The 11,845-nt window shown below is 61.2% G+C and carries 9 protein-coding genes; all 9 read left to right on the forward strand.

Going from position 1 to position 11,845, the window contains the following annotated elements; genetic code table 11:
- Positions 1–5 precede the first annotated feature (5 nt).
- The 9 genes from AC3WQN_RS08130 to pgi all read left to right on the forward strand — a co-directional run bounded on the left by AC3WQN_RS08130 (position 6) and on the right by pgi (position 11,575).
- Entirely contained in the window at positions 6–182 is a 177-nt protein-coding gene (locus AC3WQN_RS08130; RefSeq protein WP_003176118.1) for a hypothetical protein, read from the forward strand.
- The gene (locus AC3WQN_RS08135; protein ID WP_178081919.1) at positions 166–3,120 is read left to right on the forward strand and encodes a sensor histidine kinase; all 2,955 of its coding nucleotides are present in this window, start codon (positions 166–168) and stop codon (positions 3,118–3,120) included. The genes AC3WQN_RS08130 and AC3WQN_RS08135 overlap by 17 nt, the downstream gene beginning before the upstream one ends.
- A 22-nt stretch (positions 3,121–3,142) precedes the next feature.
- Positions 3,143–4,579 (forward strand): sigma-54-dependent transcriptional regulator, encoded by a 1,437-nt coding sequence (locus AC3WQN_RS08140; protein WP_103401006.1) that lies wholly within the window; start codon positions 3,143–3,145, stop codon positions 4,577–4,579.
- Positions 4,580–5,325: 746 nt separating this feature from the next.
- The gene (locus AC3WQN_RS08145) at positions 5,326–6,729 is read left to right on the forward strand and encodes a polynucleotide adenylyltransferase PcnB (RefSeq protein WP_095145514.1); all 1,404 of its coding nucleotides are present in this window, start codon (positions 5,326–5,328) and stop codon (positions 6,727–6,729) included.
- Positions 6,730–6,733: 4 nt separating this feature from the next.
- Positions 6,734–7,219, forward strand: a complete 486-nt coding sequence (gene folK, locus AC3WQN_RS08150) for a 2-amino-4-hydroxy-6-hydroxymethyldihydropteridine diphosphokinase (protein ID WP_103401007.1) — start codon at positions 6,734–6,736, stop codon at positions 7,217–7,219.
- Between the two features lie 275 nt (positions 7,220–7,494).
- Positions 7,495–8,295: a 3-methyl-2-oxobutanoate hydroxymethyltransferase gene (gene panB / locus AC3WQN_RS08155; protein WP_095080837.1), complete on the forward strand. Its 801-nt coding sequence runs from the start codon at positions 7,495–7,497 to the stop codon at positions 8,293–8,295.
- Entirely contained in the window at positions 8,292–9,152 is an 861-nt protein-coding gene (panC, locus tag AC3WQN_RS08160) for a pantoate--beta-alanine ligase (protein WP_103401008.1), read from the forward strand. The genes panB and panC overlap by 4 nt, the downstream gene beginning before the upstream one ends.
- A gap of 137 nt (positions 9,153–9,289) precedes the next feature.
- The gene (gene panD / locus AC3WQN_RS08165; protein ID WP_095145510.1) at positions 9,290–9,670 is read left to right on the forward strand and encodes an aspartate 1-decarboxylase; all 381 of its coding nucleotides are present in this window, start codon (positions 9,290–9,292) and stop codon (positions 9,668–9,670) included.
- Between the two features lie 240 nt (positions 9,671–9,910).
- On the forward strand, positions 9,911–11,575 hold the full coding sequence (pgi, locus tag AC3WQN_RS08170) for a glucose-6-phosphate isomerase (protein WP_095080831.1): 1,665 nt from the start codon (positions 9,911–9,913) through the stop codon (positions 11,573–11,575).
- Positions 11,576–11,845: the final 270 nt, after the last annotated feature.

The raw sequence follows: 11,845 nt of genomic DNA on the forward strand, positions 1-11,845 counted from the left end.
CCGGGATGTACATCTATCGCTTGGTCCTGCTCCTGGTAGTGGGGATCTATCTGTTCTCCCCCGCCATCATGGACTGGTGGATCGACGCTACTGGCGCCTGGTATCGGCCGTACTTGCTGTGGCTGATCCTGATCGTCGTGACCTTCATCCTGCAGAGCCAAAAAGATGCCGATGAGCTTTAGCCTGACCCAGATGATCCTGATCAGCGCCGCGTACCTCGCGGTGCTGTTCGGCGTTGCCTGGGTCAGTGAACGCGGAATGATCCCGCGAGCGATCATTCGCCACCCGCTGACCTACACCCTGTCACTGGGTGTCTATGCCAGCGCCTGGGCGTTCTACGGCACGGTCGGCCTGGCCTACCAGTATGGCTACGGTTTTCTCTCCAGCTACCTCGGGGTTTCCGGGGCGTTTCTGCTGGCACCGGTGCTGCTGTACCCGATCCTGAAAATCACCCGCACCTATCAGCTGTCGTCGCTGGCCGACCTGTTTGCGTTTCGCTTTCGCAGCACCTGGGCTGGCGCACTGACCACGATCTTCATGCTGATTGCCGTGCTGCCCCTGCTTGCCCTGCAGATCCAGGCAGTCGCCGACTCCATCGGCATCCTCACCCGCGAGCCCGTACAGCACCGGGTCGCCTTGAGTTTTTGCGCCCTGATCACCCTGTTCACGATTTTCTTCGGCTCGCGACACATCGCGACCCGGGAGAAACACGAAGGCCTGGTGTTCGCGATTGCCTTTGAGTCGGTCATCAAGCTGATCGCCATTGGCGGCGTCGGCCTGTATGCCTTGTACGGCGTGTTCGACGGCCCGCAACAGCTGGAGCTGTGGCTGCTGCAAAACCAGACCGCCCTCGCCGCCCTGCACACCCCGCTGCAAGAAGGTCCATGGCGCACCCTGCTGCTGGTGTTCTTCGCCTCGGCCATCGTGATGCCGCACATGTACCACATGACCTTCACCGAAAACCTCAACCCGCGCTCGCTGGTCAGTGCGAGCTGGGGGCTGCCGCTGTTCCTGTTGCTGATGAGCCTGGCCGTGCCGCTGATTCTCTGGGCCGGCCTGAAGCTGGGCGCCACCACCAACCCGGAATACTTCACCCTCGGCATCGGCATCGCCGCCAACAACAAGGCGCTGGCCCTGCTGGCCTATGTCGGCGGGTTGTCGGCCGCCAGCGGCCTGATCATCGTCACCACCCTGGCGCTGTCCGGGATGGCCCTGAACCACCTGGTGCTGCCGCTGTACCAGCCGCCTGCCGAAGGCAACATCTACCGCTGGCTGAAGTGGACCCGCCGGGCGCTGATCGTCGCGATCATCATGGCCGGTTATGGTTTCTACCTGATGCTGGGCGCCGAGCAAGACCTGGCCAACCTGGGCATCGTCGCGTTCGTCGCCACCCTGCAGTTCCTGCCGGGCGTGCTGTCCGTTCTTTACTGGCCGACCGCCAACCGTCGCGGCTTTATCGCCGGATTGATGGCGGGGGTCCTGGTCTGGCTGGTGACCATGCTGTTGCCGCTGGTGGGCAATCTGCAGGGGTTCTACATACCGCTGCTGAACATGATCTATGTGCTCGACGACACCAGCTGGCACATGGCGGCGATTGCCTCGCTGGCCGCCAACGTACTGATATTCACGCTGGTCTCGCTGTTCACCAACGCCAGCACCGAAGAAGCCAGTGCTGCGGAAGCCTGCGCGGTAGACAACGTGCGCCGTCCGCAGCGCCGCGAACTGCACGCCGCCTCACCCCAGGAGTTCGCCACCCAACTGGCCAAGCCCTTGGGCGCCAAGGCCGCGCAAAAAGAAGTCGAGCAAGCCTTGCGCGACCTGTACCTGCCGTTCGATGAGCGTCGCCCCTACGCACTGCGCCGCTTGCGCGACCGGATCGAAGCCAACCTGTCCGGCCTGATGGGCCCCAGTGTTGCCCAGGACATGGTGGAAACCTTCCTGCCGTACAAGGCCGGCGGCGAAAACTACGTCACCGAGGACATTCACTTCATCGAAAGCCGCCTCGAGGATTACCACTCGCGGCTTACCGGCCTTGCCGCCGAACTCGATGCCCTGCGCCGTTATCACCGCCAGACCTTGCAAGAATTGCCGATGGGTGTGTGTTCGTTGGCCAAGGACCAGGAAATCCTCATGTGGAACAAAGCCATGGAGGAGCTGACCGGGATTGCCGCGCAGCGCGTGGTCGGTTCACGCCTGAGCACCCTAAGCGAGCCCTGGAAAGAACTGCTGCAAGGCTTCATCAACGTGCCGGACGAACACTTGCACAAACAGCATCTGGCCCTCGATGGCCAGACACGCTGGCTGAACCTGCACAAAGCGGCGATCGATGAACCCCTCGCGCCGGGCAACAGCGGCCTGGTATTGCTGGTCGAGGATTTGACCGAAACCCAGATGCTCGAAGACAAACTGGTGCATTCCGAACGCCTGGCGAGCATCGGTCGCCTGGCCGCCGGCGTGGCCCACGAGATCGGCAACCCGATCACCGGTATCGCCTGCCTGGCGCAGAATCTGCGCGAAGAACGTGAAGAAGACGGCGAAATCACGGAGATCAGCGGGCAAATCATCGAACAGACCAAGCGCGTGTCACGCATCGTGCAATCCTTGATGAGCTTCGCCCACGCCGGCAGCCACCAGCACAATGACGAACCGGTCTGCCTGGCCGAAGTGGCCCAGGACGCCATTGGCCTGCTGGCCTTGAACCGGCGCAACTTCGAAGTCCAGTTCTTTAACCTGTGCGACCCTGAACACTGGGTCGACGGCGACCCGCAACGGCTCGCCCAGGTCCTGATCAACCTGCTGTCCAACGCCCGTGACGCCTCGCCGGCCGGCAGTGCGGTACGGGTCAAGAGCGAAGCCAGCGAACACACGATCGATCTGATCGTCGAAGACGAAGGCAGCGGTATACCCTCGAGCATCATGGACCGATTGTTCGAACCCTTCTTCACCACCAAGGATCCTGGCGAAGGCACCGGTCTGGGCCTTGCACTGGTCTATTCCATCGTTGAAGAGCATTATGGACAAATCACCATCGACAGCCCGGCTGACACACAAAGCCAACGCGGCACCCGTATCCGGGTGACTCTACCGCGTCATGTCGAAGCGACGTCCGCTGTGAACTGAGACCGTCGAGAGAATCGAATCAATGCCGCACATTTTGATCGTCGAAGACGAAACCATTATCCGCTCCGCCTTGCGCCGCCTGCTGGAACGTAACCAGTACCAGGTCAGCGAAGCCGGTTCAGTGCAGGAAGCACAAGAACGCTTCAGCATTCCCACGTTCGACCTGATTGTCAGTGACCTGCGCCTGCCGGGCGCTCCGGGCACCGAGCTGATCAAGCTCGGCCAGGGCACTCCGGTGCTGATCATGACTAGCTACGCCAGCCTGCGCTCGGCGGTCGACTCGATGAAGATGGGCGCGGTGGACTACATCGCCAAGCCTTTTGACCACGACGAAATGCTCCAGGCCGTCGCACGCATTCTGCGCGACCGACAAACCGCCCAGAGCACGCCTGGTGAACGCCCGGCTGGCAAAGCAGTCAATGGCAGCGACAAGCCCGGGGTCGACACCAGCAATGGCGAAATCGGCATCATTGGTTCCTGCCCGCCCATGCAGGACCTGTACAGCAAAATCCGCAAAGTGGCGCCGACGGACTCCAATGTGCTGATCCAGGGTGAATCCGGTACCGGCAAGGAGCTGGTCGCCCGCGCCCTGCACAACTTGTCCAAGCGCGCCAAGGCTCCGATGATTTCGGTGAACTGCGCGGCCATTCCGGAAAGCCTGATCGAGTCCGAACTGTTCGGCCACGAGAAAGGCGCCTTTACCGGTGCCAGCGCCGGGCGCGCAGGCCTGGTGGAAGCCGCGGACGGTGGCACCCTGTTCCTCGACGAGATCGGCGAATTGCCACTGGAAGCCCAGGCTCGCTTGCTGCGCGTACTGCAGGAAGGCGAGATCCGCCGCGTCGGTTCGGTTCAATCGCAGAAGGTCGACGTCCGCCTGATCGCGGCGACACACCGCGACCTCAAGAGCCTGGCCAAGATCGGCCAGTTCCGTGAGGACCTGTATTACCGTCTCCACGTAATCGCCCTGAAACTGCCGGCCTTGCGTGAGCGCGGCGCCGACGTCAACGAAATCGCCAATGCCTTCCTCGCGCGCCAAAGCGCACGGGTCAATCGCAGCGACCTGAAGTTCGCCCCCGACGCCGAGCAGGCGATTCGTCACTACAGTTGGCCAGGTAACGTGCGCGAACTGGAGAACGCTGTCGAGCGTGCGGTGATTCTGTGCGAAAGCCCGGAGATTTCTGCCGAGCTGCTGGGCATCGACATTGAACTCGGTGACCTGGAAGAAGACGAATTCATCGGATTGGCACCGCAACAGGGCAGTGCCACCAACACCAGTCACGAACCCACCGAAGACCTGTCGCTGGAAGACTACTTCCAGCACTTCGTGCTCGAACACCAGGACCACATGACCGAAACCGAGCTGGCTCGCAAACTCGGGGTCAGCCGTAAATGCCTGTGGGAACGTCGCCAGCGCCTGGGTATCCCACGGCGCAAGACCGGTGTAGCCAGCGAGAGCTGAATGTCACCTGTCGAATGTGCAAGTAACACCTGAACATGTGAAAAAACTGTTACCGCAGCTTTTTTCGTAACAGAAGCCGGGGCTTACGGTAACGAAGCCCCGGTTTTTTTTCGCCTGAAACAAAGCGCAAAACCCACCTAACCCCTTGTTTTGCTGGGGATCACAAAAGTTGGCACGGCTCCTGCTATATGTCTGGTACAAGAACAATAACAAGCAATGCAAAAGACAATAAAAATAAGACGAATCGACTCACGCACAATAAAAACAAGACGGCGAGAGGCGTAGCTAACTGATTCTTTTGGAGAGGCGTTGTATTTGGGGCTTGCCCCACAACCAGGCCGAGAACAACAAAAACTGCCCTAAGGCAGAGCCTGAACTGGTTGGATCGGATCGATCATTGCAACACAGCGATCAAAGCAATCCGTTTGCTCTTGGCTCCCGATTGGGAGGGTCATGAAGGGAAAACCTCATGACAAGGGCGCGACACAAAAACAAGAAGCCCGAAACCAATAATAAAAATAGAGCACGCAACTACTTCTTGGGGAGCTTCGGCTCCCCTTGTGGTTTCTGTAGCTTTTGTAGCTTCCGCGATTCAGCCCCCTCCCCCTGCGCTTTACCTTTGTAGCCATGGCCTGCAGCTCATATTTGCTGTGTCCTACACCATCCCTCGACTAAATGCTAGAATCCCCGCCCATCATGCGGTCATTCTTCGTTATGGCCGAACATTCCTTCAAACAGTGCATCCCATGCTGAAGAAGCTGTTCCAGTCATTCCGTTCTCCCTTGCGTCGTACGCAACACATTCGTAGCACGCCTGAAGTCCTCAACAGCGGCCAACATTCGCTGCAGAAGGCCCAGTTCAGCCGTTATGCGGTGAACATCGTCGAACGCTTGCAGAACGCCGGGTACCAGGCTTATCTGGTCGGCGGCTGCGTGCGCGACATGCTGCTCAACATCACCCCCAAGGATTTCGACGTCGCCACCAGCGCCACGCCGGAACAGGTCCGCGCCGAGTTTCGCAACGCACGGATCATTGGCCGCCGCTTCAAACTGGTACACATCCACTTTGGCCGCGAAATCATCGAGGTCGCGACCTTCCGCGCCAATCACCCGCAAAACGACGAAGAGGAAGACAGCAACCAGTCCTCGCGTAACGAAAGCGGGCGCATTCTGCGTGACAACGTATACGGCACCCTGGAAGAAGACGCGCAACGCCGCGACTTCACCATCAATGCCCTGTATTACGACCCGGTCAGCGAGCGCATTCTCGATTACGCCAACGGCGTACACGACATCCGCAACCGCCTGATCCGCCTGATCGGCGACCCGACCCAGCGCTACCAGGAAGACCCGGTGCGCATGCTGCGAGCCGTGCGCTTCGCCGCCAAGCTCGACTTCGGCATCGAGAAGCACAGCGCCCTGCCGATTCGCGGCCTGGCACCGATGCTGCGCGAGATCCCGTCGGCGCGCCTGTTCGAAGAAGTATTGAAGCTGTTCCTCTCGGGGCATGCGGCCGATACCTTCGAGATGCTGGTCGACCTGCAATTGTTCGATCCCTTGTTCCCGGCCAGCGCCGAAGCACTGGAACACAATCCGACCTATACCCACACCCTGATCAGTGAAGCGCTGATCAACACCGACCTGCGGATCAAGCAGAACAAGCCGGTGACCCCTGCCTTCCTGTTCGCTGCCCTCCTGTGGCCGGCCCTGCCAGCCCGCGTACTGCGCCTGCAGGACCGCGGCATGCCGCCGATTCCGGCGATGCAGGAAGCCGCCCACGAACTGATCAGCGAGCAGTGCCAGCGAATCGCGATTCCCAAGCGCTTCACCCTGCCAATCCGCGAGATCTGGGACATGCAGGAACGCTTGCCACGTCGCAGCGGCAAACGCGCCGATCTGCTGCTGGACAATCCGCGCTTCCGCGCCGGCTACGACTTCCTGCTGCTGCGCGAAAGCGCCGGCGAGCCGACCGATGGCCTGGGCGAGTGGTGGACGGACTATCAAGACGCCAACGAGAGTGAGCGTCGTGACATGATTCGCGACCTCAGTGGCAAGGACGAGGGCGCCAGCGGTGCACCGCGCAAACGTCGCCGCAGCGGTGGCGCCAAGCGCAAACGTGCCGCAGGTAGCACGAACTCGTCAGGCGAGTAAGTCGATGGAACGCATCTACATAGGCATGGGCAGCAACCTCGCGGCCCCCGCTGAACAGTTGCGCAGCGCTGTTGAAGCGCTGGCGCAATTGCCCCGGACAACGCTGGCCGGGGTCTCGACCTTCTATCAGAGTGACTCCTTGCTGCCTGGCCAACCGCGCTATACCAACGCGGTAGCGGCGCTGGACAGCCTGCTGGCGCCGCTTGAACTGCTCGACGCGCTGCAAGCCATCGAAAACGATCAGGGCCGCGAGCGCCTCGAACGCTGGGGGCCGCGCACGCTGGACCTGGATATTCTGCTGTTCGGCGATCGCCTGATCGACGAACCACGCCTCAAGGTGCCCCATTACCACCTGCAGGAACGGGCCTTTGTCCTCTACCCGCTGGCCGAACTGGCGCCCGCCGATCTGCAACTGGCAGATGGCCGTCTGTTACGCGACCTGCTTGCGGCCTGCCCGTTCGTCGGGCTAGAGCGCACCCCCAGCCTGTAGGGGCATCGCGCCCACAGGCCGAGGGTACTGCGACGGTTTCTGCTGAATCGCATCAGTAACGCCGGTAACACCCAGGCAGTAACCTTGCGGTAACACATCCAATTGACTTCCCGAGTTCTCCTCACGACTATAGGCGTCCCGCTGCCGCCAACACGGCACTAAAGGGCGCCATCCAGGCTTTTCAAGCACGACAAAAGACCGTGCGCCTGAGTAAATGAAGAATCACGCGCGTTACTCGCAGTAGTTTTCCAAGCGCCTGAATGAGGATCCTTTACATGCCAGCTATTACCCTCACCACCCTGCAGAGCCTCAAGCAGAAAGGTGAAAAGATCAGCATGCTGACCTGCTATGACGCTACCTTCGCTCACGCCTGCAATGAAGCCGGCGTTGAAGTGTTACTGGTGGGCGACTCCCTCGGCATGGTATTGCAGGGACATGACAGCACCCTGCCTGTGACCACCGCCGAAATGGCGTACCACGTCGCAGCAGTCAAGCGCGGTAACACCGATGCCTTGATCCTTGCGGACCTGCCGTTCATGGCCTATGCCACCAATGAGCAAGCCATGGTCAACAGCGCCCTGTTGATGCAGGCCGGCGCGCACATGGTCAAAGTCGAAGGCGCGCTGTGGCTGGCCGACTCGATTCGCCTGCTGGCCGAACGCGGCATTCCAGTCTGTGCCCACATGGGGCTGACCCCACAGTCGGTGAACATTCTGGGGGGCTATAAAGTCCAGGGCCGCAATGAAAACCAGGCACGGCAGATGCGTGCCGACGCCATCGCGCTGGAACAGGCCGGCGCGGCGATGCTGCTGCTCGAATGCGTACCGAGCGAACTGGCCGCGGAAATCACCCAGGCCGTGAAGATCCCCGTGATCGGCATCGGTGCCGGCAACGCCACCGACGGCCAGGTCCTGGTCCTGCACGACATGCTGGGCTTGTCGCTCACCGGTCGCGCGCCCAAGTTCGTGAAAAACTTCATGGCAGGCCAGGACAGCATCCAGGCGGCCCTGAGCGCCTACGTCAGCGAAGTCAAAGCCGCGACCTTCCCGGGCGCTGAACACGGATTCTCGGCATGAACACCGTCAAGACCGTACGCGAACTGCGTGCCGCCGTAGCCCGCGCCCGCAGCGAAGGCAAACGTATCGGCTTCGTGCCGACCATGGGCAACCTGCACAGCGGTCACGTTGCGCTGGTGACCAAGGCCGCCCAGCGGGTGGATTTCGTGGTGGCGAGCATTTTCGTCAACCCGCTGCAGTTCGGCGCTGGCGAAGACCTCGACAAGTACCCGCGGACCCTGGCCGCCGACCAGGAGCAATTGCTCCAGGCTGGCTGCCACCTGCTGTTCGCGCCAAGCGTCGAAGAAATGTACCCGGACGGCATGGCCGGCCAGACCCGCGTCAGCGTTCCACAGCTGGCTGAAGGCCTGTGCGGTGCCAGCCGGCCCGGGCATTTCGAAGGCGTGGCGACCGTGGTCAGCAAACTGTTCAACATGGTCCAGCCGGACCTGGCGGTCTTCGGTCAGAAAGACTACCAGCAGTTGGCGGTGATTCGTGCCCTGGTTCATGACCTGAACATGCCGATCCAGATCATTGGCGAACCGACTGTACGGGCCGCCGATGGCTTGGCGCTGTCTTCGCGCAATGGCTTCCTCAGCCAAGAGCAACGTGCCATCGCGCCCGTGGTGTATCGCACGCTGAGTGACATCGCCGAGGCCATCAAACAGGGTGAACGGGATTACCCGGCACTGCTGGCCGGGAAAGTCGAGCAGTTGCAGGCCGCCGGCTTGCGCCCTGACTACCTGGAAATCCGCCATGGGCTGACCCTGCGTCCGGCCACGGCGCAGGATCGCGACCTGGTCATTCTGGTGGCCGCCTTCCTGGGCACCACCCGACTGATCGACAACCTGCACTTGAACCTCGACTTACCTGCCTGAACACGGCAAGACGACGGTGGGATGTACCCGTGCCAAGGGGGCCGCGCGCCCTCCTGGCACAACGCACCCGCTGTATTGCCGGCCGCAAAGGCTTCGGGCAAACTGCCCGCCGTTCGGATCAGCCCAAGGAATCACTCATGCACGCCATCATGCTCAAGGCCAAGCTCCATCGCGCCGAAGTTACCCACGCTGTGCTCGACTACGAAGGCTCTTGCGCCATCGACGGCGAGTGGCTGGACTTGTCCGGGATCCGTGAATACGAACAGATCCAGATCTACAACGTCGACAACGGCGAGCGCTTCACCACCTACGCCATTCGTGGCGAAGAAGGCTCGCGCATGATCTCGGTCAACGGTGCCGCGGCGCACAAGGCCAAGGTCGGCGACCGGGTGATCATCTGCGCCTACGCGCATTACAGCGAAGCCGAGCTGCTGGATTTCAAGCCACGCATGCTCTACATGGCGCCAGGCAATGAACTGAGCCACACCAGCAACGCCATCCCGGTCCAGGTCGCCTGAGCCCTCCCCCGTACTCTGCACACAGAAAATCCGTCCGACACTCCGATACGCCGGTACAAAATGGTACCGGTCGCGGGTCGGACAACGCCAAGACAGATCTTGCGCCAAGGTTTACTGTTAGCGCCCTGCACTATTTAATCGTTTATTCGCAGTTTGACCGGACAATGCCTGCCTTCGGACAGCACATTCCGGGTTTTTCAGTGTCCTAAAGGCAGTTCAAGTAAAAGGAAACCCGCAGCGATGGCGTATTACCGCACTCCTCAAGACGTTACCGCTCTGCCAGCCTGGCAGGCGCTGAATGATCACCGCCAGGCCATGCAGGATTTCAGCATGCGCGAAGCGTTCAATGCCGATCCGCAGCGCTTCACGCAATTCACCCTCAGCAGCTGTGGATTGTTTCTGGATTATTCGAAAAACCTGATCACCGCCGAAACGCGCAACCTGCTGGTGGGCCTGGCGAACGAAGTCGGCCTGCAGGACGCGATCAAGGCATTGTTCAGCGGCGAGATCGTCAACGCCTCCGAAGGCCGTCCGGCCCTGCACACCGCCCTGCGCCGCCCAGTGGGCGACAAGTTGTCGGTCAATGGCGTCAACGTGATGCCGGACGTGCACAAGGTGCTGAACCAGATCACCGACCTGGTCGGCCGCATTCATGACGGCCTGTGGCGTGGCTACACCGAGAAGCCGATCACCGACGTGGTGAACATCGGCATCGGTGGCTCGTTCCTCGGCCCCGAACTGGTCTCCGAAGCGCTGCTGTCCTACGCCCAGAAAGGCGTGCGCTGCCACTACCTGGCGAACATCGACGGCAGTGAGTTCCACGAGCTGACCATGAAGCTGCGGGCCGAGACCACGCTGTTCATTGTTTCCTCGAAGTCTTTCAATACCCTCGAAACCCTGAAAAACGCCCAGGCCGCACGTGCCTGGTACCTGGCTCAGGGCGGCTCGGAAGCCGAGCTGTATCGCCACTTCATCGCCGTATCGAGCAACAACGCCGCCGCCGTGGCCTTCGGTATCCGCGAAGAGAACATCTTCCCGATGTGGGACTGGGTCGGCGGGCGTTACTCGCTGTGGTCGGCCATCGGCCTGCCGATTGCCCTGGCCATCGGCATGTCCAACTTCAAGGAACTGCTGTCCGGCGCCTACACCATGGACCAGCACTTCCAGACGGCTCCGTTCGAACAGAACATGCCAGTGCTGATGGCCTTGCTGGGTGTGTGGTACGGCAATTTCTGGGGCGCGCAAAGCCACGCGATCCTGCCGTACGACCACTACCTGCGCAACATCACCAAGCACTTGCAGCAACTGGACATGGAATCCAACGGCAAGAGCGTGCGCCAGGACGGTACACCGGTCTCCACCGATACAGGTCCGGTGATCTGGGGTGGCGTGGGCTGCAACGGTCAGCACGCCTATCACCAGTTGCTGCACCAGGGCACCCAACTGATCCCGGCTGACTTCATTGTGCCCATCGTCAGCTTCAACCCGGTGTCCGACCACCACCAGTGGCTGTATGCCAACTGCCTGTCGCAAAGCCAGGCCCTGATGCTGGGCAAAACCCGCAGCGAGGCCGAAGCAGAACTGCGTGACAAGGGCATGAGCGACGCCGACGTGCAGAAGCTGGCCGCGCACAAGGTGATCCCGGGCAACCGTCCGAGCAACACCCTGGTGGTCGAGCGCATCAGCCCGCGTCGCCTGGGTGCGCTGGTGGCCCTGTATGAACACAAGGTGTTTGTGCAAAGCGTGGTCTGGGGCATCAACGCCTTTGACCAGTGGGGCGTGGAATTGGGCAAGGAGCTGGGTAAAGGCGTCTACAACCGTCTGGTGGGCAGCGACGAAGCGCCTGCCGATGATGCGTCCACCCAGGGCCTGATCAACTACTTCCGTGGTCGTCACCGCGGCTGATCCAGCGCCGAACCCTGTGGGAGAGAGCCGGGCGGCGTTCCGTCCGCTCGCTCCCACATCGCATGCCGCGCAATCAAACATGAACGCTGCCCCGTGGCGAGCGAGCTTGCTCGCGCTGGGGTGCAAAGCGCCCCCAACAAGGCTATTGCAGACCTTCAGACAAACTTCGCTGACCGTTTTTTGGGCTGCTGCACAGCCCAGCGCGAGCAAGCTCGCTCGCCACGGGGTAGGTGTTCGGCGCTCCTCTGCGTTGCCAGAGCAAACCATGCG

This window comes from Pseudomonas sp. FW300-N1A1 (assembly GCF_058789115.1).

Coding starts and splice junctions, on each gene's coding strand:
- AC3WQN_RS08130 (WP_003176118.1), top strand. CDS start 6: ATGTACATCTATCGCTTGGTCCTGCTCCTGGTAGTGGGGATCTATCTG.
- AC3WQN_RS08135 (WP_178081919.1), top strand. CDS start 166: ATGCCGATGAGCTTTAGCCTGACCCAGATGATCCTGATCAGCGCCGCG.
- AC3WQN_RS08140 (WP_103401006.1), top strand. CDS start 3,143: ATGCCGCACATTTTGATCGTCGAAGACGAAACCATTATCCGCTCCGCC.
- AC3WQN_RS08145 (WP_095145514.1), top strand. CDS start 5,326: ATGCTGAAGAAGCTGTTCCAGTCATTCCGTTCTCCCTTGCGTCGTACG.
- folK (WP_103401007.1), top strand. CDS start 6,734: ATGGAACGCATCTACATAGGCATGGGCAGCAACCTCGCGGCCCCCGCT.
- panB (WP_095080837.1), top strand. CDS start 7,495: ATGCCAGCTATTACCCTCACCACCCTGCAGAGCCTCAAGCAGAAAGGT.
- panC (WP_103401008.1), top strand. CDS start 8,292: ATGAACACCGTCAAGACCGTACGCGAACTGCGTGCCGCCGTAGCCCGC.
- panD (WP_095145510.1), top strand. CDS start 9,290: ATGCACGCCATCATGCTCAAGGCCAAGCTCCATCGCGCCGAAGTTACC.
- pgi (WP_095080831.1), top strand. CDS start 9,911: ATGGCGTATTACCGCACTCCTCAAGACGTTACCGCTCTGCCAGCCTGG.